This is a genomic window from Geodermatophilus sp. DF01-2, assembly GCF_004571065.1.
Lineage (GTDB): Bacteria > Actinomycetota > Actinomycetes > Mycobacteriales > Geodermatophilaceae > Geodermatophilus.
This window is the reverse complement of the sequence record NZ_SPQN01000056.1, coordinates 1-21,142: the sequence shown is the minus strand read 5'-3', so window position 1 is coordinate 21,142 and position 21,142 is coordinate 1. Positions and strand designations below refer to the sequence as shown.

Annotated in this window: 12 protein-coding genes; 7 read left to right on the top strand and 5 right to left on the bottom strand. The window is 74.4% G+C overall.

What is annotated here, in order from left to right; all coding sequences use genetic code 11:
- The first annotated feature begins 74 nt into the window (after positions 1-74).
- Positions 75-713 carry an LUD domain-containing protein gene (locus E4P41_RS14780; RefSeq protein ID WP_135142036.1) on the top strand — a complete coding sequence of 213 codons (639 nt, stop codon included), beginning with the start codon at positions 75-77 and terminating at the stop codon, positions 711-713.
- A gap of 65 nt (positions 714-778) precedes the next feature.
- Here E4P41_RS14780 and E4P41_RS14775 read toward each other — a convergent pair whose 3' ends face one another.
- Both E4P41_RS14775 and E4P41_RS14770 read right to left on the bottom strand, forming a co-directional pair.
- On the bottom strand, positions 779-2,857 hold the full coding sequence (locus tag E4P41_RS14775) for a protein kinase (protein WP_245177361.1): 2,079 nt from the start codon (positions 2,855-2,857) through the stop codon (positions 779-781).
- A gap of 359 nt (positions 2,858-3,216) precedes the next feature.
- A complete protein-coding gene (locus tag E4P41_RS14770; protein ID WP_135142035.1) occupies positions 3,217-6,591 on the bottom strand; it encodes a pyruvate carboxylase in 3,375 nt (1,124 codons plus the stop codon).
- Positions 6,592-6,837: 246 nt separating this feature from the next.
- Here E4P41_RS14770 and E4P41_RS14765 point away from each other — a divergent pair, with 246 nt between their 5' ends.
- Together E4P41_RS14765 and E4P41_RS14760 are read left to right on the top strand one after the other, a co-directional pair.
- Positions 6,838-8,682, top strand: coding sequence for a glycoside hydrolase family 15 protein (locus E4P41_RS14765; protein ID WP_209307727.1), 1,845 nt, complete (start codon positions 6,838-6,840; stop codon positions 8,680-8,682).
- Entirely contained in the window at positions 8,679-10,037 is a 1,359-nt protein-coding gene (locus E4P41_RS14760) for a glucose-6-phosphate dehydrogenase (protein WP_135142033.1), read from the top strand. The genes E4P41_RS14765 and E4P41_RS14760 overlap by 4 nt, the downstream gene beginning before the upstream one ends.
- Positions 10,038-10,083: 46 nt before the next feature.
- On the opposite strand, the gene E4P41_RS14755 is transcribed toward E4P41_RS14760, so the two are convergent.
- Both E4P41_RS14755 and E4P41_RS14750 read right to left on the bottom strand, forming a co-directional pair.
- The gene (locus E4P41_RS14755; RefSeq protein ID WP_245177360.1) at positions 10,084-11,787 is read right to left on the bottom strand and encodes a phospholipase D family protein; all 1,704 of its coding nucleotides are present in this window, start codon (positions 11,785-11,787) and stop codon (positions 10,084-10,086) included.
- 430 nt (positions 11,788-12,217) lie between these two features.
- Positions 12,218-12,862: a trimeric intracellular cation channel family protein gene (locus E4P41_RS14750; protein WP_135142031.1), complete on the bottom strand. Its 645-nt coding sequence runs from the start codon at positions 12,860-12,862 to the stop codon at positions 12,218-12,220.
- A 337-nt stretch (positions 12,863-13,199) separates the two neighbouring features.
- Here E4P41_RS14750 and E4P41_RS23695 point away from each other — a divergent pair, with 337 nt between their 5' ends.
- Together E4P41_RS23695 and E4P41_RS14740 are read left to right on the top strand one after the other, a co-directional pair.
- Positions 13,200-13,799, top strand: a complete 600-nt coding sequence (locus tag E4P41_RS23695) for a TetR/AcrR family transcriptional regulator (protein WP_135142030.1) — start codon at positions 13,200-13,202, stop codon at positions 13,797-13,799.
- 6 nt (positions 13,800-13,805) lie between these two features.
- Positions 13,806-15,986: an MMPL family transporter gene (locus tag E4P41_RS14740; protein ID WP_135142029.1), complete on the top strand. Its 2,181-nt coding sequence runs from the start codon at positions 13,806-13,808 to the stop codon at positions 15,984-15,986.
- Between the two features lie 42 nt (positions 15,987-16,028).
- On the opposite strand, the gene E4P41_RS14735 is transcribed toward E4P41_RS14740, so the two are convergent.
- Complete coding sequence (locus tag E4P41_RS14735; RefSeq protein WP_135142028.1) at positions 16,029-17,558, bottom strand: APC family permease; 1,530 nt, start codon at positions 17,556-17,558, stop codon at positions 16,029-16,031.
- A 319-nt stretch (positions 17,559-17,877) separates the two neighbouring features.
- Between E4P41_RS14735 and speB the strand changes: the two genes are divergently transcribed.
- Both speB and E4P41_RS14725 read left to right on the top strand, forming a co-directional pair.
- Positions 17,878-18,984, top strand: a complete 1,107-nt coding sequence (speB, locus tag E4P41_RS14730; RefSeq protein ID WP_245177358.1) for an agmatinase — start codon at positions 17,878-17,880, stop codon at positions 18,982-18,984.
- Between the two features lie 73 nt (positions 18,985-19,057).
- Entirely contained in the window at positions 19,058-20,938 is a 1,881-nt protein-coding gene (locus tag E4P41_RS14725; protein ID WP_135142027.1) for a primary-amine oxidase, read from the top strand.
- Positions 20,939-21,142 lie beyond the last annotated feature (204 nt).

Sequence of the window (21,142 nt, the reverse complement as noted above, 5' to 3'; positions counted from 1 at the left end):
CCCGCCCGCTCCTGCTGCACTGCACGGCCGCAACAGCACGAACGACGCCGCGAGAGTGCCGCGGAGGGAAGGGCATGACCAGCGCACGCGACGAGGTGCTCGGCCGGATCCGCACGGCGCTGGGCGACCGGCGTCCGGACGTGGCGGTCCCCCGCGACTACCGCACCACCGACGACCGCCCGGTAGCCGAGCTGCTCGACGTCCTCGTCGACCGGCTCGAGGACTACGAGGGGTCGGTGCTGCACTGCGGTCCGGACGACGTCGCCGCGACCGTCGCCGCCGCACTCGAGACCGGCCTCGGCCCCGGCTGGGCGCCGGCGGACGTCGTCGTCGCCCCTGGCGTGCCGGGCGGCTGGCGGCCGGAGGGGCTCAGCGAGGACGACGGCCGGCCCGCGGTCGAGCTCACCGCCTTCACCGCCACGCTCACCGGGGTCGCCGTCGCGGTCGCCGAGACCGGCACCCTCGTCCTCGACGGCTCCCCGCTCTCCGGACGGCGGGCGCTCTCCCTCCTCCCGGACTGCCTGGTCTGCGTGGTCGAGGCCGGCCAGGTCGTCGGCGGCGTCCCGGAGGCGCTGCCGCGGCTGGACCCGACCGCGCCGCTCACGATGATCAGCGGCCCGTCGGCGACCAGCGACATCGAGCTGTCCCGGGTCGAGGGCGTGCACGGCCCGCGCACGCTGGTCGTCGTGCTGATCGGGCGTGCCTCTGTCTGACAGGTCCGGTGCCGGTAGCAGGAGGCCTCGAGGTCCGCTTCCGTGCCCGCCGTGGTGACCGTGGGTCAGGTGCTCGGGGTGGCGCCCGACGAACCGGCGCCGGTCGCCTCCGGGGCGGTGCTGCCCGCGCCGCTGCCGGTGGCCGGGCTGCTCTCAGGGGCGCTGCTGGTGCCGGTGTCCGTGCCGCCGTCCACCGGCGTGGGCTCCTCCGAGGCTGGCGGAGCGTCGCCGCCGTCCGTCGGGGAGGGCGGCGCGGTCGGCTCGGGCGACGACTCGGGCGGCGCTCCGGTGGTCACGTCGCCGGGCGGCGGCGTGGGGGCCGGGCCGGAGTCCTCTCCCGGAGCGGGCTCCTCGGTCGGAGCGGGCTGCTCGGCAGGGGCGGAATCCTCCGCCGGAGCAGGCTCCTCGGTCGGAGCAGGCTCCTCGGCAGGCGCGGAATCCTCCGCCGGAGCAGGCTCCTCGGTAGACGCAGGCTCCTCGGCAGGGGCGGAATCCTCCGCCGGAGCAGGCTCCTCGGTAGACGCAGAGTCCTCCGCCGGACCGGGCTCCTCGGCGGGGGCAGGATCCTCGGCCGGAGCGGAGTCCTGGGGAGGAACAGGCTCCTCCCCAGGAGCGGGGTCCTCCGCCGGAGCGGGCTCCTCCGCCGGAGCGGGCTCCTCCGCCGGAGCGGGCTCCTCCACCGGAGCGGGCTCCTCCACCGGAGCAGAGTCCTGGGGAGGAACAGAGTCCTCCACCGGAGCAGAGTCCTGAGGAGGAGCGGAGTCCTCGGAACTCGACGTAGGCGCGTCCTCGGCCGGCGCAGGTGGGGCGGGCTCCTCCGCGGGGGCGGGAGGCGGCGCAGCCGCGACGGTCACCTCCACCCGGTCCCCCGGCTGCAGCTCGGTGCCGGCCGGGTCGAGCGCGGTGACGGTGCCCGGCGGAGCCTCTGCGGTGACCTCGGGCTGCTGGGCGACGGTCAGCCCGAGCCCGGCCAGCTCGGCGACGACCTCCTCGACCGGACGCCCCACGTAGTCCGCGGCGGCCAGCACGAGGCCCGCCTCCGACGGCGCGACGGCCGACGGCGGCGGCGGCGCAGCCGTGCCGCCCTCGTCCCCGGACCCGCCGACCAGCGCGACCAGGCCGCCGCCGAGCAGCACGACGGCGAGCACGGCCAGCGCCAGCAACAGCGGCCGACGGCGCCAGCTTCGGTCGTCGTCGTGGGGACGCGGCGGCTCGGCCGTCGAGACCCGGTGCACCGCCGGGGGCACCACCGCGGCGACGGCGGCCGGCGCGATCGGCCGGGTCGGCGGCGCGCTGCTCGGCGAGCGGGAGACGGTCTCCTCGATCGCGTGCAGGAACGCATTCCCGTCGGCGAGACGCTCCTGCGGGTCCTTGGTCAGCGCGGCGTCGATGAGCTGCCGGACGTCGGGCGGGAGCTCGGCGGGCAGCGGCTCCGGGTCCTCCCGCACGTGCTTGAGCGCGACGGTCACCGGGTTGGTGCCGTCGAAGGCAGGGTGGCCGGTCAGCGTCTCGTAACCGACCAGGCCGAGCGCGTAGACGTCGCTGGCCGGGCCGACCCGCTCGCCGGCGGCCTGCTCGGGCGACATGTACTGCGCGGTGCCGATGACCTGACCGGTCCGGGTCAGCGGCACGCTCTCGGCCGAGAAGGCGATGCCGAAGTCGGTGAGCTTCACGCTGCCGTCGGTGCTGACCAGGATGTTCGCGGGCTTGACGTCGCGGTGGACGACGCCGGCGCGGTGGGCCTCCGCCAGCCCGGCGGCGGCCTGGGACAGCACGGAGAGCGCGGCGTCGGGCTCCAGCGCCCCCTCCTCGGCGAGCAACGCCGCCAGCGGCGCGCCGTCGACGAGCTCCATCACCAGGAAGGCGAGGTGCTCACCGGTGTCCTCCGCCGTCCCCTCCCCGTAGTCGAGGACGGCGGCGATGTTCGGATGGTTCAGGGCCGCGGCGTGCCGGGCCTCGGCGCGGAACCGGGCGAGGAAGGTGGGGTCGTCGGCGTACTCGCTGCGCAGCACCTTCACCGCGACCAGCCGGTCCAGCATCGTGTCCCGGCCGCGCCAGACCTGGCCCATCCCGCCGGTGGCGATGAGCTCCTGCAGCTCGTAGCGGCCACCCAGGGTCTGCCGCCCCCTGCCGACCGTGGTCACACCGCGCTCCGTCCCCGTGCTGCCGATGGGGGCGCGCTCCGCGCGCCCGTCTTCCCCACTCCCGTAGGCCCGGGAGAGCATCGCCACGGGCCGCACGTCGGCCATCGCCCGTCAGCCGCAGCGCCACGCACCGATGCCGGCGCGCGTGGCTGCACATGAAGTCCTTGCCCACTTCGGGCCCAGCTGAACGGCCGGGTCCCGGAGGTCCGCGACACCCCGGGCGAGCGGTCACGAAGAGTCGCCGACCCGCGACCAGGCGAGGCGGCCGAGCCTCGGTGCGTCGCCGTCGAGGGGTGAGGACGGCGGCCCCTCTGCAGGGTCCCGCGGCGAGCTCGCGGGCGGCGCGGGGCAGTCCCTCTTCAGGACAGGACGACGAGCAGGTCCCCGCCCTCGACCTGCTGGACGGCGCCGATCGCCAACCGCTCCACGGTGCCGGCGACCGGCGCGGTGATGGCCGCCTCCATCTTCATCGCCTCGATGGTGGCGACCGCCTGCCCGGCGTCCACGCTGTCGCCCTCGCCGACCTGCAGGGTGACCACGCCGGCGAACGGCGCGGCGACCTGGCCGGGGTCGCGGCGATCGGCCTTCTCGGCGGCCTTGACCTGCGCATCGACGCTGCGGTCGCGCACCGACACCGGCCGCAGCTGCCCGTTGAGCGTGCACATGACGGTGCGCATACCGCGCTCGTCGGGATCGCTGACCGCCTCGATGCCCATGAGCAGCGTGACGCCGGGCTCGAGGTCGACGGTGTGCTCCACACCCGAGCGCAACCCGTAGAGGAACTCCTTGGTCGGCAGCACGGAGACGTCGCCGTAGGAGTCGACGTGCGCCTCGTACTCTCGGGTGGGCCCGGGGAACAGCAGCCGGTTGAGCGTCTCGCGCGGCCGCTCGGCCAGCCCGCGGACGTCGTCCTCGGAGAGTTCGGCCGGCGGCTGGGCGGGACGGCGCCCCTCCAGTGCTCGGGTGCGGAACGGCTCGGGCCAGCCGCCGGGCGGGTCGCCCAACTCGCCGCGCAGGAAGCCGATCACCGAGTCGGGCAGGTCGTACTTCCCCGGTTCGGCGGCGAACTCCTCGACGCGCACGCCGGAGCCGACCAGCTGCAGCGCCAGGTCGCCGACCACCTTGGACGACGGGGTGACCTTGACCAGCCGGCCGAGCAGCCGGTCGGCGGCGGCGTAGGCGTCCTCGACCTCCTCGAAGCGCTGCCCGAGGCCCAGGGCGATCGCCTGCTGGCGCAGGTTGGACAGCTGCCCGCCGGGGATCTCGTGGGTGTAGACCCGCCCGGTCGGCGCGGGCAGGCCGGACTCGAACGGCGCGTAGACCCGGCGCACCGCCTCCCAGTACGGCTCCAGGTCGTTGACCGCGGCCAGGTCCAGGCCGGTGGCCCGCCCGGTGGCGTCGGTCGCGGCGATGATCGCCGACAGCGGCGGCTGCGACGTCGTCCCCGCCATGGAGGCGACCGCGCCGTCGACGGCGTCCACCCCGGCCGACCACGCGGCCAGCAAGGTGGCCAGCTGCCCGCCGGCGGTGTCGTGGGTGTGCAGGTGCACCGGTGCGTCGAAGCGCTCGCGCAGCGCCGTCACCAGGGTCGCGGCGGCGGGCGGGCGCAGCAGGCCGGCCATGTCCTTGATCGCGAGGATGTGCGCGCCGGCCTCGACGATCTGCTCGGCCAGCCGCAGGTAGTAGTCCAGGGTGTAGAGCGTCTCGCCCGGGTCGGAGAGGTCGCCGGTGTAGCAGAGCGCGACCTCCGCGACCGCCGTCCCGGTGCTGCGGACGGCGTCGATCGCCGGGCGCATCTGCGACACGTCGTTGAGCGCGTCGAAGACCCGGAAGACGTCGATGCCGCAGGCCGCCGCCTCACGCACGAACGCGTCGGTGACCGCCTCGGGGTAGGGGGTGTAGCCGACGGTGTTGCGACCGCGCAGCAGCATCTGCAGGCACAGGTTGGGCACCGCCTCGCGCAGCGCCGCCAGCCGGTCCCACGGGTCCTCGTGCAGGAACCGCAGCGCGACGTCGTAGGTCGCCCCGCCCCAGCACTCCAGGCTGAACAGCTGCGGGGCGGTGCGCGCGACGTGCCCGGCGACGGCCAGCAGGTCCTTGGTGCGCACCCGGGTGGCCAGCAGCGACTGGTGCGCGTCCCGGAAGGTCGTGTCGGTGACCGCCAGCGCCGTCTGCGCGCGCAGCTCCGCGGCGAACGCCTCCGGGCCGGCGGCGAGCAGCCGCTGCCGGGAGCCGTCCGGCGGCGGGGTGCGCAGATCGACGGGCGGCAGCTTCTCCACCGGGTCGACCAGGTGCGGGCGCTCGCCGTGCGGCTGGTTCACCGTCACGTCGGCCAGGTAGGTCAGCAGCCGGGTGCCGCGGTCGGCGGAGCTGCGCGCGGTGAGCAGGTGCGGCCGCTCCTCGATGAACGACGTCGTCACCCGCCCGGCCGCGAAGTCCGGGTCGTCGAGCAGCGCGGCCAGGAACGGGATGTTGGTGGCCACGCCGCGGATGCGGAACTCGGCCACCGCGCGGCGCGCCCGGGCCACCGCGGTGCCGAAGTCCCGCCCGCGGCAGGTCAGCTTCACCAGCATCGAGTCGAAGTGCGCGCCGACCTCCGCGCCCAGCGACGAGCCGCCGTCCAGCCGCACCCCCGCGCCGCCCGGCGAGCGGTAGGCGGTGATCCGGCCGGTGTCCGGGCGGAAGCCGTTGGCCGGGTCCTCGGTGGTGATCCGGCACTGCAGCGCCGCGCCGCGCAGCGCGATCGTGTCCTGCGCCAGGCCCAGATCGGCGAGGGTCTCCCCCGACGCGATCCGCAACTGGCTCTGCACCAGGTCGACGTCGGTGACCTCCTCGGTGACCGTGTGCTCGACCTGGATGCGCGGGTTCATCTCGATGAAGACGTGCCGGCCGGCGCGGTCGAGCAGGAACTCCACGGTGCCGGCGTTGACGTAGCCGATGGCCCGGGCGAAGGCGACCGCGTCGGCGCAGATCCGCTCCCGCAGGGCCGGGTCCAGGTTCGGCGCCGGGGCGAGCTCGACGACCTTCTGGTGCCGGCGCTGCACCGAGCAGTCCCGCTCGAAGAGGTGGACGACGTTCCCGTGTCCGTCGGCCAGGACCTGCACCTCGATGTGCCGCGGCTCGACGACGGCCTGCTCGAGGAACACCGTGGGGTCACCGAAGGCGGACTCGGCCTCCCGCATCGCCGCCTGCACCGCGCCGGCCAGCTCCGCCGGATCCGCCACCCGCCGCATGCCCCGCCCGCCGCCCCCGGCGACCGCCTTGACGAACACCGGGAACAGCAACTGCTCGGCGGCGCCGAGCAGGGTGTCCAGGTCCGCACTCGGCTCGGTCGAGGCGAGCACCGGCAGGCCGGCGTCGCGCGCCGCGGCGATCGCGCGGGCCTTGTTGCCGGTCAGCTCCAGCACCGACGCCGGCGGGCCGACGAACGTGATCCCCGCCCGCGCGCAGGCCTCGGCCAGGTCCGGGTTCTCCGAGAGGAAGCCGTAGCCGGGGTAGACGGCGTCCGCACCCGCCCGCTGCGCCGCGGCGACGATCTCCTCGACCGACAGGTAGGCGCGAACCGGGTGCCCCTCCTCGCCGATCTGGTAGCTCTCGTCGGCCTTGAGCCGGTGCACCGAGTTGCGGTCCTCCCACGGGAAGACCGCCACGGTCTCCGCACCCAGCTCGTAGGCCGCACGGAAGGCCCGCACCGCGATCTCGCCGCGGTTGGCGACCAGCACCTTGGTGAACACGGGACTCCCTCGGGGCTCGGAGGCGGGACGGCGCGACGAGCCTCCCAGAACCGTGAGGACCGCGCGGAGATCCGTGACCGGTACCCCCAGGGACTCCGTAGCCGGACGCGGTGTCGATCCCGGCAAGGACGACGTGCAGTTCGTCGCCGCGCGGGCGTGCCTCGGCCCCGACGGAGCGGGGTTGAGGAAGCCGGGCGGCGGGCAGGCATGCGGACGACCCAGTTCCCGACCCGAGGACCAGGTGCCGTGCCGACCCGACCGCTGACCCGCATCGACGGGTTCCTGCCCATCGAGGACCACGGCCTGATCGGGGACGGCGCCACCTGTGCGCTCGTGGCCCGCGACGGGTCCATCCCGTGGCTGTGCCTGCCCGACTTCGACGGCCGGCCCTTCCTCGCCGGGCTGCTCGACGCCGAGCGCGGCGGCAGCTTCACCGTCACACCGGTCGGGCTGCGGGCAGCCGCCCAGCGCTACGTCGAGGACACCGGCGTGCTGGTCACCGAGCTGCACGGGCCGGACGGCGTGCTCGAGCTCACCGACTGCATGACGCTGCGCGGCGGTGCCGACCTGGAGGAGCTCGTGCCACCCGGTCGCAGCGAGCTGCTGCGCCTGGCCCGTGCGGTCAGCGGGTCGGTCGAGGTCGACGTCCGCCTGACGCCCCTGGACCCGGTCCAGGTCACTCCGGAGGGCGGCGGATGGCGCATCCGCTGGGCCCCGCGGTCCGATCTCCACCTGGTGCTGTGGTCCTCCCACCGGCTCGACGTCGCCCGGGACGGCTCGATCGGCGGTCGCGTCGCGCTGCGTGCCGGGGAGCAGCTGACCGTGGCGCTGCACTGGTCCGGCAACACCCGGATCCTCCACCGCACCGACCCGGCCCAGCTCGTCGACCGCACCGTGGCCGCCTGGCGCAGCTGGGCCGGCGGGCTGGCGTACGAGGGTCCGCAGCAGGCCCTGGTCCACCGCTCGGCGGTGACGCTCAAGCTGCTGGACCACGCCGCGACCGGTGCGATCATGGCCGCGGCGACGTCGTCGCTGCCCGAGGAGGTCGGCGGGGAGCGCAACTGGGACTACCGCTACACCTGGGTCCGCGACGCCGCCTTCTCCACCTACGCACTGCGCCGGATCGGCATGACCAGCGAGTCGGAGTCCTTCCTCGCCTGGACGCTGACCAACGCCGAGCGCGCCGGCGGGGTCAGCATCATGTACGCCCTCGACGGCAGCCCGCCGGCCACCGAGTGGGAGGACGTCACGCTCTCCGGGTACCGCGGCTCCGGCCCGGTCCGCTGGGGCAACGGCGCGGCCGGCCAGCACCAGCACGACGTGTACGGCGAGCTGCTCGACGTGGCCTACCAGTGGGTCCGCTCCGGCGGAGAGGTCGACGACCATCTCTGGCAGTTGCTGTCCCGGCTGACCGAGCGGTCCGTCGAACGGTGGGCCACCCCCGATCACGGCATCTGGGAGATCCGCGACACCGGCCGGCCGTTCACCTACTCGGTGGCGCTCTGCTCCGTCGCCGTCGACCGGGCCCTGCGCATCGCCGACACGTGCGGCCTGCCGCACCCGCGGGAGCGCTGGCGGGCGGAGCTCGACCGGATGCGCGCCGCGCTGCTGGACCGGGCCTGGGACCCGGACCGGCAGACCTTCACCGAGCACCTGGCCGACGCGGAGGGACGCGGGCGCGGCGGGCTGGACGGGTCGCTGCTGGCGCTGCCGCTGCGCCGGGTGGTCGCCGCCGAAGACCCGCGGATGGTCGCCACCACGGAGGCGGTGCGCCGCGAGCTCGACGCCGGTGACGGGCTGCTCTACCGCTATCTGCACACCGAGTCCCCGGACGGGCTCGGCGGCCAGGAGGGCGCGTTCCTGCTGTGCAGCTTCTGGCTGGTGGACAACCTCACCGGCCAGGGCCGCCTGGACGAGGCCCACGCCCTCTACGACTCGCTGTGCGGGCGAGCCACCGAGCTCGGGTTGCTCGCCGAGGAGGTCGATCCCGGCAGTGGCGCGTTCCTCGGCAACTTCCCGCAGGCCTTCAGCCACGTCGGGGTGATCTCCAGCGGCTGGACGCTGGCGCGCGCGGAGGAGGAACGGCGGTGAGGCGCTCGCTGGTGGTGCTCGGCGGCTCCGGTGACCTCACCGGCCGCTTCCTGCTGCCCTCGCTGGCCTCCCTGGTGGCCACCGGCGCACTCGGCGAGGACGTCGAGGTCCGGGCGGTCAGCCGGCACGAGTGGGACGACGACGGCTACCGCGACTGGGCGCGCGAACGGCTGGCGGAGCACGCCCCGGAGGTCGACGAGCGGGCCCGGGAGCGGCTGATCGCCCAGTTGCGGTACAGCTCCGGCGACGTCACGTCCGCCGAGGAGCTGCGGCCGGTGCTGGAGGCGGTCCCCGGCGTGCCGATCGTCTATCTCGCGCTGCCCAACACCGTCTTCCACCCGACCCTGGAGGCGCTGGTCGAGGTCGGGCTGCCCGAGGGCGCGCAGATCGTCGTGGAGAAGCCGTTCGGCCGCGACCGGGCCGACGCGCGGGCGCTCAACGAGGTGCTGCACCGGCTGGTGCCGGAGGACGCCGTCTTCCGGATCGACCACTTCCTCGCCATGCAGACCGCGCTCAACCTGCTCGGGCTGCGCTTCGCCAACCGCCTGTTCGAGCCGGTGTGGAACGCCGCCCACGTCGAGCGGGTCGAGATCGTCTTCGACGAAACGCTGGGCCTGGAGGGGCGGGCCGGCTACTACGACACCGCCGGCGCGCTGCGGGACATGCTGCAGAACCACCTGCTGCAGTTGCTGGCGTTGGTGGCGATGGAGCCGCCGCACGCCCTCGACGACACCACCCTGCCCGCGCGCAAGGCCGACGTCCTGCGCGTGGTCCGCCCCCCGGCGGACATGGCCCGCGACACGGTGCGCGGTCGCTACGCCGCCGGCACCGTCGCCGGCCGGCGGCTGCCCGACTACACCGCCGAGGACGGCGTCGACCCGTCCCGCGGCACCGAGACCTACGCCGAGTTCACCGTCACCGTCGACAACCGGCGCTGGGCCGGCGTCCCCTTCCGGCTGCGCACCGGCAAGGCCCTGGGCAGCGACCGCCAGGAGATCGCCGTCCACTTCAAGCCGGTCCCCCACCTTCCCTTCGGCGACGACCAGCCCGCGCCCGACGTGCTGCGGCTGCGCTTCGACCCCGACGGGATCGACCTCGAGCTCAACCTCAACGGCGCCGGCGGCCCCTTCGACCTCGAGCGCCAGGTGCTGCAGGCCGGGTTCCCCCGCCAGGAGCTGCCCGCCTACGGGATCCTCGTGCGCGAGCTGCTGTCCGGGGACACCACGCTGTCGATCAGCGACGTCGAGGCCGAGGAGAGCTGGCGGATCGTCGAGCCGGTCCTGGCCGCCTGGGCCGCCGACGAGGTCCCGCTGCTGGAGTACCCGGCCGGCTCGGCGGGACCGGCGCAGCCCTGATGGGTCGCCGCCCGCGGGCACAGGGCCTCGGTGAGGGCGCGGTCGGTCAGAAGGTCCGGCGCAGGCGAATCCGCCAGGGGCGGCCGTCCGGGTCGTAGACGAGGTCGTACGCCGGCCTGACCAGCCGCCGCCGCCACGTCCCACCGCCGGGGCGTCCGGGATGGCTGCGCAGCTGCCCGACCGGACGCGACCCGACGCATCCGGTGGCGTGCCAGGCGTCGAGTCGATCGGCGGACCGCCGCATCGTCTCCACGGCGCTGTCCGGGTCCAGCAGGTCGGCGTCGTCGCCGTCGATCCGGCCCAGGTGCTCCCGCGTGAGGGCCAGTCGCAGTTGTCGCGCGAACGTCCGGGCGCCGTCCCCCAGCCCGCCCGGATCGACCGGTTCCCGGCCGTCGAGCTGCTCGTCGAGGACGGCCGCGGTCAGCTCCGAGTCGTGCGTCCACGACCGCCGATTGAGGTTGGCGCTGCCGACCGCGGCCCAGACGTCGTCGATCACGACGACCTTGGCGTGCACGTACACCGGGCGTCCGGCGGCGTTCTCCAGGTCGAACAGGTGCACCCGGTCCCCGCCGGCCTCCAGCACCGTCCGCCACGCGGAGTTCCGGCCCAGGAGGGACGCGGGGACGTCGACTCGCCCCTCGGTGTCGGGGTACCGGGGGACGACGGCGATCAGCCGCAGCTGCGGCGAGCGGCGCAGCGCTGCGGCGAAGATCCGTGCCACGTCGCGCGACCAGAGGTACTGGTCCTCCACGTAGACCAGCCGGCGGGCCCGGGCCAGCGCCTTGGCGTAGGCCCGGGCCACGCTGCGCTCCCCCTCCGGCGCGAACGGGTACGCCGGGCGCCGCGCCGGATAGGTGCGCAGCAGCTGGACGGCGCAGCGGCCGGCGGGAGCCGGCGGCGGTGTCGGCGGCGGGAGCGGTCGGGCCGTCTGCTGCAGCCCGTCCAGCCGGTCCGGGACGGTGTGCCACGGCCACCGGGTCAGCCGGGCCGGATCGTCCCACCGCTGGCGGAACATCGTCTCCACGTCGCGGACGACCGGCCCGGACATCTGCAGGTGGACGTCGTGCCAGGCCGGCGTCGGCCCGTACACCGCGGAGAACGGTCGGGTCTGCCGGTCACCGGGATGGGGACCACCGTCCCGCCGCGCGTGGGCGGTGTCGATTCCGCCGAGGAACGCGACGTCGCCGTCCGGGCCGGCCGAGGTGCGTGCCACCACGACGAACTTCTGGTGGTGGCTGCCCACGGGACGTACCCGGTGGTCGAGCAGGACCTGCCCGCCGGCCGCGGTCACCGCGCGGGCGAGGTCCCGGTTGGCCCGGTAGGTGTAGCCGAGCAGCTCGGAGTGCGACCGCCACAGCAGTCCCCGCACCAGCGCTCCGCGGCACGCGGCGCCCACCAGCGCCGCGGCGATCGGCGGCCCCTCGTCGTCGAGCAGCTCGTCGGGCTCGGCGCGCCAGCCGGCGAACAGCACCACGTCGTCCTCGCGCGCCCCGGCCAGCGCCGCGGCCAGCGAGGGGAGGTAGGAGCGGCCGTCGATCAAGGCGCGCACGTCGTTGCCCTCGCGCCAGGCCGGCAGCGCCGAGGCGGCGTTGCCCCGCTCCCCGTCCGACAGCAACCACGGGTGTCGAGCACGGTCGAAGCCCCGGGCCCAGCGCGGCTCGCGGCGCTGCCGCAGGGCCGTGCCGACCTTCCGGACGCCGGCCCGGACCCGCGCCAGGCGCCCGCCGTCCGTCGTCGTGGGAGAGGTCACCGGATCGTCGTCTCCTCGAAGCGGGCGGCTCGCCGGGGAACTCCGTCGCCTCCACCACACCGGCTCGGCCGACGAGGCGTCCCCGGCACCGGGCGCGCACGCAGCTACCCCGCCCGCTCGGGCCCGACACCTGCCGGCGCCCCCGGACAGTCCTCCGCCGCTCTCCGCCACGGTGGCTCCTCACCGGTACCGGTCGGGGGCGCCGGGGCGGGGCGGGGACGAGTGGTGCGACCAGGTGCCGAGCCAGGCGGGTATCGCCGGTCGCCGGCGTCCTGCCGGCAGCGCGCCGGCCTCGGTGGTCACCCGTGCGCAGGCGATGGTGGCCTGGCCGCCGCGCTCGCCCGGCCGGCGGTCTGACCGGCCGGGCCGACGGCCCCGTCCAGGGCACCGCCCCGAGCTTGCGAGGGAGTGGGGAGGACGGGGTCCTTCATCAGTCGTCGTCCCGGGGCCGGTGCCCGGGAGCTCCCAGCGGATAGGGCGCGTTGAGGCCGAACCGGATGCCGACCATGCGGATGACGAAACACAGGGCCGCGCCGGCGACGGCGGCGAACGAGGTCGCGGCCCCGAACAGGCCGACGACGACGACCACGGTGGCGCCGACGAGCGCCGGAATGGCGTACAGCTCGCTGGTGAGCACGAACGGGATGCGTCGGACGAGCACATCGCGCAACGTTCCGCCGCCGACGGCGGTGATCGCGCCGACGAGCACGGCCTGCGCCGGACCGAAGCCGAGGTCGATCGCCTTGCTGGTCCCGGTGACCGCGAACAGGCTCAGCCCCGCGGCGTCCAGCACGTTGATCGGCGTGTTCAGCCGATCCAGACGGTGGCCGAACATGAAGACGATGAGGCCACCGCCGGCGGCCACGGCCAGGTACCGCCAGTCGACGAAGGTGGCCGGAGGCAGGCTGTCCAGCAGGACGTCGCGGATGGTGCCGCCCGCGAGCGCGGTGATCATGCCGAGGGCGACCACACCGACGATGTCGAGACGCGCCGCCCGCAGAGCCGTCAGTGCGCCGTTCAGGGCGAAGGCGAAGGTACCGGCCAGGTCCAGGACGACCAGCAACGGGGCATCCATGGGCGTGGTCCTCGTACTCCTCGAGTGGTCGAGAGCCCGAATCTAGGCCATGCCCGGCGGGACGGACCCCGGAAGGCATCCGGGCGCTCGGCGACACCCGGCAGCCGGCCCGGCGGCGCAGGGCTTCGCCGCGGGCCGGAAGGGCCGGGACGGCGCCGCGGCGTTGACCCGCCCCGGGTGGCAGAGGGTGATGGCCCCGTCCCCCGATGCCGGACCGAGGTCGACCGGGTGTGCCTCCCCACCCCCCGACGTCGGGTCGCCCGTGGGTGAGTGACATCGCCGACCATTCCGGTCGGTTGGCCTACCGAAGTGGTGGGGGTCCCGTACCGTGCAGAGCGTGGCTCGACCGTTCCGGCAGCAGATCGACGAGGGGATCCTCGACCGGGCCGCCGCGCTGTTCGCCCGCCGCGGGTTCGCCAAGACCTCCGTGCAGGACGTCGCCGACGCGGTCGGGCTGTCCAAGGCCGGCCTGCTGCACCACTTCCCGAGCAAGGACGCGCTGCACCAGGCGGTGCTCGCGCAGGCGGCCGCCCTCGCACAGCGGGTGCTCGACCAGGTGCAGGACATGCCGCTCGGGATCGCGCGCGACCGGCGCGCCCTGGAGGTCCTGGTCGACGTCGCACTGGCCCACCCCGGGCTGGTCGCCCTGCTCCTGGCGCCCCTCATGCAGGGCGGCGCCGACCCCGGGACTCCCGAGCTCGAGGCCACCGGCGCCGCGGCGATGCAGGCCTTCGGCGTCGAGCCCCAGGGGGACGACGTGCAGCGGCGGGTCCGGGTCGCCGGCGCCCTGGCCGCGCTCGCCGTCCTGACCCTCGCGGCGCACTCCGAGGACCAGACCACCGCCTGGCGGCCGTACGTCGTCGCGACCTGCTTCGACGCGCTCGGCCACCGCCGTCCCGGCGCCACCCTTCCCGACCCCGACCAGGCGGAGGCCTGATCCCCCATGGCTCTTCTGTTGTCCCGGCTCGGTGCCTCCTCGCACCGGCACCGGCTCGCCGTCGTCCTCGCCTGGCTGCTCCTCCTCGTGGGCGGCGGCGTCGGGGCGGGAACGCTGGCCGGGGAGACCTCGGACAGCTTCTCCATCCCCGGGCAGGAGTCCACCACCGCCCTGGAGCGCATCGGCGAGGAGTTCGGCGCCGCGGGCGGCGCCACGGCGCAGGTGGTCGTGCAGGCCCCGGACGGCCGGACGCTGACCGCGCCGGAGAGCGCTGCGGCGCTGGCTCAGCTGGTCACCGAGCTCTCCGGCCTGCCGGGCGTCGCGTCGGCCACCGACCCGCTCGACCCGGCCGCACCGTCGGTCGACCCCGAGCTGACCACCGGCTACAGCACGGTCACCTTCGAGGCCCCGGTCGGCGAGGTGGCCCCCGAGCAGCAGGACGCGCTGCTCGCCGCCGTCGAGGACGCCGGGGACGGCGCGCTCACCGTCGAGGTCACCGGCCAGGCCATCCAGGCGCCCCCGCACATCGGCGGGGCGGCCGAGGTGCTCGGCGTCGCCGTCGCGCTGGTCGTCCTCGCCGTCACCTACGGCTCGCTGGTCGCGGCCGGCATGAACCTGCTCACCGCGGTCGTCGGCGTCGGCATCGGCGTCCTGGGCATCACCATCGCCACCGGCTTCACCGACCTGTCGTCGACCACCCCGATCCTCGCTGCGATGCTGGGTCTGGCCGTCGGCATCGACTACGCCCTGTTCATCGTCAGCCGGTTCCGCCAGGAGCTGCGCCGCGGCGCCGACGTCGGCACCGCGATCGCCACGGCCGTCGGCACCGCCGGCTCGGCGGTGGTCACCGCCGGCCTCACCGTGGTCATCGCCCTCGCCGGGCTGTTCGTCGCCGGCATCCCGTTCCTGACCCAGATGGGCCTCGCCGCGGCCGCGACCATCGTCGTCGCCGTCCTCGTCGCGCTCACCCTGGTCCCGGCGGCGCTGAGCTACCTGGGGTTCCGGGCGCTGCCCCGCCGGCAGCGGTCCACCGCGCCGACACGCCACGCAGCGGGCCGCGGGTTCCTCGCCGGCTGGGTCACCACGGTCACCCGCCACCGCGCCCCGGCCCTGCTGCTGACGGCCGCGGCCCTGGGCGCCGTCGCCGTCCCCTTCTTCTCGATGCAGACCACCCTGGTGCCGACCCCGCCCGAGGGCAGCACGCAGGCCCGGGCCGAGCAGCTGCTCGCCGACGGCTTCGGGGCGGGGTTCAACGGCCCGCTCACCGTGCTGTTCGAGGGCGACGGCGCGGTGCGGGCCGCGGCCGGGGTCAGCGGCGCGGTGGCCGAGCTGGACGACGTCGCCGTCGTGACCCCGCCGGTGCCGAACGCCGACGGGACCGCGGCCCTGCTGACGGTCGTCCCCGAGTCCGGGCCGACCAGCCCGGCGACCGAGCGTCTCGTGGCCGACCTGCGCGACCTGCTGGCCGGCGTCGACGGCGTGACCGCGTCGGTCACCGGCGCCACGGCGGTCAGCGTCGACGTCGCCGAGAGCCTCGACGCCGCGCTGCCGGTCTACCTGGCGCTGGTCGTGGGCCTGGCCCTGGTGCTGCTGGTCCTGGTCTTCCGCTCGCTGCTGGTGCCGCTGGTCGGCGTGCTGGGCTTCGTGCTGACCGTCGGCGCCGCGCTCGGCGCCACCGTCGCGGTGTTCCAGTGGGGCTGGCTGGCCGACCTGGTCAACCTCGACAGCACCGGCCCGCTGATCAGCCTCACGCCGATCCTGGTCATCGGCATCCTGTTCGGACTGGCGATGGACTACCAGATCTTCCTGGTGTCCCGGATGCACGAGGCGCACAGCTCCGGCGCCGCCCCGCTCGAGGCCGTCCGCACCGGCTTCCGCCAGGCGGCCCCGGTCGTCGTCGCCGCCGCGCTGATCATGTTCTCGGTGTTCGCCGGCTTCGTGCCCTCCGGGGACGCCACCATCACGTCGATCGCCTTCGCGCTCGCCGCCGGCATCCTCGTCGACGCCTTCGTCGTCCGCATGGTGCTCGTCCCCGCCGCACTCGCCCTGCTCGGCGACAAGGCCTGGTGGCTGCCCCGCTGGCTCCGCCGGCTCCCCACCCTGGACGTCGAGGGGGCCGCGCTGGAGCGGCACATCGCGCGACCGCAGGCCGAGCAGTACGAGTCGGTCGGCGCCGGCGGGCGCTGAGCACGGCGGGGCCCGCCTCCCCGGGGAGGCGGGCCGCGCCCGTCACTCGTCGATGATCAGCGCGGGGGTGTCGCGGCGCAGCGTCTCGCCCCGGAAGAACTCCGGGTGCCGGGCCCGCCACAGCAGCATGAGCACCGCCCCGCCGACCAGCAGGCCGATGCCGATGACGAACACGCTGCCGACCCCGAACACCGACGAGCCGCTGCCGTAGGCCGGGTCGAGGGTGTCGATCGCGGTCTGCACGAAGACGGCGGCCAGGGCCAGGCCGCCCAGCAGCGGCAGCACGCCCTTGAAGACGAGGTCGCGCGCGCTGCGGCCCAGGTCCCGGCGGAAGTACCACACGCATGCGAACGCCGTGAGCCCGTAGTAGAAGGAGATCATCAGGCCCAGCGCGTAGATGGTGTCGATCAGCACGTTCTCGCTGATCAGCGTCATGCCCACGTAGAAGGCTGCCGTTCCCGCGCCGGCGACGAGCGTCGCGGTCGAGGGGGCCAGGAAACGCGGATGGACATCGGCCAGCCGCCGGGGCAGCGCCCCGTAGGTGGCCATGGCCAGCATCGTGCGGGTCGGTGGCAGGAATGTCGTCTGCAGGGAGGACGCCGAGCTGGCGACGACGGCGAGGAAGAGCAGGAAGGCCAGCCCGGGACCCATCACCGGGCCGGCGAGGGCGGCGAACACGTTGTCGCTGGTGTCGGGGTTGCCCAGGCCCGCGCCCTCGGTGCCGACGCCGGCGTACACCTGCACCGCGATCGCCACCCCCACGTAGGTGACGATGATGACCAGCATCGTCACCAGCGCGGCCCGGCCGGGCGTCCGGGCGCTGCCGGCGGTCTCCTCGTTGACCGTCAGGCAGGTGTCCCACCCCCAGTAGATGAACAGCGACAGGGACAGGCCGGCGGTGAAGGCGCTGAACGAGGAGATGGCGGTCGGGTCGAGCCAGGACACGTCGAAGGAGATGCTGCCGGGCGCGTCGCCGGCCTTGGCCAGCGCGAGGACGGCGAAGATCGCCAGGACCACCATCTGGAAGCCGACGAGCACGTACTGCAGCCGCTTGGTGACCTCGACCCCCCGGTAGGTGATCCAGGTGGCGAGGGCGACGAAGGCGACGCAGGTGAGGACGTTGACGAACCGGTCGTCGCCCAACGTCGCCACCGATTCCGAGCCGGTGATCTCGCCCAGCAGCAGGTAGAAGAAGGAGACCGCCACGCCGGCGAGGTTGGACAGCACGATGATCGTGGCGAGCAGCGCCCCCCAGCCGCACAGCCAGCCGACGTAGGGGTTGAACGCCTTGGTCGTCCAGGTGAAGGACGTGCCGCAGTCCGGGGCCTCCCGGTTCAGCTCCCGGTACGCGTAGGCCACCAGCAGCATCGGCAGGAACCCGGCGAGGAAGACCGCCGGCATCTGCAGGCCCACCTCGGCCACGGTCGGACCGAGCGTCGCCGTGAGCGCGTACACCGGCGCGATGCTCGACACGCCGAGGACGACGCTGGCCAGGAGGCCCACCGAGTTCGTCGACAGGCCCTTGCTCCGGAGGTCGGCGTGGCCGGTCGCCGGCCGCTGCTCCACCGTCATGCAGTCCTCCTCGTCGTGCGCCCGTGCGGCGCATCCGGCCCCGGCGGTGTGCCGGGGATCACCAGGGAGCCAGCGAGGGCGCCGTCTGTGAAGGGGCCGCCGTGTACACCCGACGCCGATCGCGTCGACACTTCGGCACGGGTGCGCGCACGGATCCCATGGCGGGACACATGCGATGCGACCGTTTCAGGAGCGTGACGAGCACATCTCTACTGTTTCCGTTGACGGACGACGCGCTGGATGGTGGGCTTGCGGGGCGGCCGACCGCTGGCGCGGGCCCCGGCCTGCCCGCACCACCCCCGACCTCAGGACGACGCACATGCCTCGCTACGGCGCCCAGTTCGGGCCCGACATCACCTACCTCGGCATCGACCGCTGCGCCCTCGACGACCCGGCGTCCCTCGCCGGCGCCGACGTGGTCGTCCTCGGCGCCCCGTTCGACGGTGGGACGTCGCACCGCCCGGGGACCCGCTTCGGGCCCCAGGCGATCCGGATGACCGACTACCTCGCGCACGACGGGTCCCGGCCGAGCCTGGCCCTGCGCACCGACGGGCTGCGCGACCTGCGCGTCCTCGACGCCGGCGACGTCGAGATGTACTCCGGCGACATCGAGACCGCGCTGCCCGCGCTCGAGGCGGCAGTGGAGACGGTGGCCCGCGCCGGGGCCATCCCGGTCGTCCTCGGCGGTGACCACTCGATCGCGTTCGCCGACGCCAAGGGCGTGGCCAACGTCCTCGGCCACGGCCGGGTGTCGATGATCCACTTCGACGCGCACGCCGACACCGGCGACATCGAGTTCGGTTCCCTGTGGGGGCACGGGCAGCCGATGCGCCGGCTGATCGAGTCCGGCGCGCTGCGCGGGGACCGGTTCCTGCAGATCGGCCTGCGCGGCTACTGGCCGCCGCCGGAGACGCTGGACTGGATGGCCGCCCAGCGGATGCGCGCCTACGAGATGACCGAGATCGGCCACCGGGGGCTGGATGCCTGCCTCACCGAGGCCTTCGGCATCGCCACCGACGAGTGCGACGGCGTCTTCCTCTCCGTCGACATCGACGTCTGCGACCCCGGGCACGCCCCCGGCACCGGCACCCCGGAGCCGGGCGGGCTCACCGCCCGGCAGCTGCTGGACTCCGTCCGCCGGATCTGCCTCGAGCTGCCCGTGGTCGGGGTCGACGTCGTCGAGGTCAGCCCGCCCTACGACCACGCCGACATCACCGCGGCCCTGGCCAACCGGGTCGTCCTCGAGGCGCTCTCGGCCATCGCCCGCCGCCGCCGCGACGCCCGCGACGGCACCATGTCCTCTCCCGCCGATCCCGGGATCCCCTCCCGAACGCCGTCCGCCGCCGATCCCGGCATCCCCTCCCGGGCCTGGGACCCGTCCCTGCCCCTGCTCGCCGACCGCCCTCTCCCGGGAGAAGCGAGATGACCGAGCTTGCGAGGTCATCCAGAGGACAGCGCACCGTCGGGCACGTGTCCGACGAGCGAAGCGAGGAGTACACGTGACCGCCCACCCGCTCGACCCGCTGACCGCCGACGAGTTCCGCGCCGCCGCGGCCGTCCTGCGCCGCGACCGCGGGGTCGACGAGCGCTGGCGCTTCGCCTCCATCGAGCTGCGCGAGCCGGCCAAGGACGTCGTCCGCACCTTCCGGCCCGGAGACGCCATCCGCCGGGAGGCCCGGGTCACCTGCTGGAGCCGCGACGAGGGGACGCCGTACAAGGCGCTCGTCTCACTGACCGACGACGCCGTCCTGTCCTGGGAGCCGGTGCCCGGCGAGCAGGCCAACATGACCCTCGACGAGTGGCACGAGGCGCACGAGGTCCTCATCGCGCACCCGGACGTCGTGGAGGCACTGGCCGAGCGCGGCATCACCGACCTCGACCTGGTCCTCATCGACACGTGGGCCTACGGGCACTCGCTCATCCCCGAGGGGCTGCAGGACCGCCGGGTCGGCTGGACCGACGTCTGGCTCCGCTCGGCACCGAACGGCAACCCCTACGCCCACCCGGTCATGGGCCTGCACTTCGTCGTCGACCTCAACACCATGGAGCTGCTGCGGGTCGAGGACACCCCGCCGCCCCCGCGCCCCGACGTGATGGGCGAGTACGTGCCTGCCCTGGTGCCCGGCCTCCAGCAGCGCACGGACGTCAAGGCGCTGGAGATCACCCAGCCCGAGGGCGTCTCGTTCACCCTCGACGGCAACGAGCTGCGCTGGCAGAACTGGACGATGCGGTTGGGCTTCAACCACCGCGAGGGACTGGTCATCCACCGGGTGGGCTACGACGGGCGGTCGATCGCCCACCGGCTGTCCTTCGCCGAGATGGTCGTCCCGTACCGCGACCCGAGCCCGGACCACCACCGCCGGACCGCCTTCGACATCGGCGAGTGGGGGCTGGGCTTCATGACCACGTCGCTGAAGCTGGGCTGCGACTGCCTCGGCGAGATCACCTACGTCGACGCCGTCCTGCACGACACCCGCGGCGAGCCCTACACGATCGAGAACGCCATCTGCCTGCACGAGGAGGACGACGGCGTGCTGTGGAAGCACGTCGACGAGAAGGCCGGTTCGGAGGTCCGCCGGTCGCGGCGGATGGTCGTCTCCTTCCACGCCACCGTGGCCAACTACGAGTACCTGACCTACTGGCGCTTCTACCAGGACGGCACGATCGAGTGCGAGGTCCGCGCCACCGGGATCATGGTGACCAGCGCGTTCGACGACGCTCCCCCGCCGTACGGCTCGGTGGTCGACGAACGCACCTACGCCCCGTTCCACCAGCACTTCATCGTCGCCCGCATGGACATGGAGGTGGACGGTCCCGAGAACACCGTGGTGGTGTCCGAGAGCGAGGCCCTGCCCGTCTCGGAGGACAACCCCTACGGCCTGGCCCTGGTGCAGCGCAGCCGCCCGCTGCTCACCGAGTGCGAGGGCAGGCAGGACGTCGATTGGGCCACCCAGCGCAGTTGGAAGGTGGTCAACCGCAACCGGCCCAACCGGCTCGGGACGCCGACCGGCTACAAGCTGGTCCCCTCCGCGTCGATCCCGGCGATGTTCGACCGCAACTCACCGGTGCTCCGGCGGGCCGAGGCGATCGAGCACCCGCTGTGGGTGACGCCGTTCGCCGAGGAGGAGCGCTGGCCGTCCGGGGAGTTCTGCAACCAGAGCCGCCGGGACGCCGGCCTGCCGGAGTGGACGAAGGCCGACCGGTCGATCGCCGACACCGACATCGTGCTCTGGCACGTGTTCGGCATCCACCACATCACCCGGCCCGAGGACTGGCCGGTGATGCCGGTCGACGTGGTCAGCTTCCAGCTCAAGCCGGTCGGCTTCTTCGACCGCAACCCGGCGCTCGACGTGCCACCGGCCCCGTCGCGGTGCCACTGAAGGAGGACTCCCCTGCCCCCGCCCCTGGCAGGCTCGCGACAGGCCCCGTCCAGAAGTTCGCGCGAGCTGGCGAGCGGTGAGGAGGACGGGGTCCTCGTACGTGCAGGAGGGCCGGGACAGATGACGCAACCACTCGGTGCGGCGGCGCTGCCGCGGTTCCTCGCGCGCAGCGCGGCGGGGGCCGCGGCGGGCTGCGCCGCCGTA

Bases quoted from the DNA above. Each gene is read 5' to 3' on its own strand.
- E4P41_RS14740 (WP_135142029.1), top strand. From the start codon at position 13,806: ATGGCTCTTCTGTTGTCCCGGCTCGGTGCCTCCTCGCACCGGCACCGG.
- E4P41_RS14780 (WP_135142036.1), top strand. From the start codon at position 75: ATGACCAGCGCACGCGACGAGGTGCTCGGCCGGATCCGCACGGCGCTG.
- speB (WP_245177358.1), top strand. From the start codon at position 17,878: ATGCCTCGCTACGGCGCCCAGTTCGGGCCCGACATCACCTACCTCGGC.
- E4P41_RS14735 (WP_135142028.1), bottom strand. From the start codon at position 17,558: ATGACGGTGGAGCAGCGGCCGGCGACCGGCCACGCCGACCTCCGGAGC.
- E4P41_RS14750 (WP_135142031.1), bottom strand. From the start codon at position 12,862: ATGGATGCCCCGTTGCTGGTCGTCCTGGACCTGGCCGGTACCTTCGCC.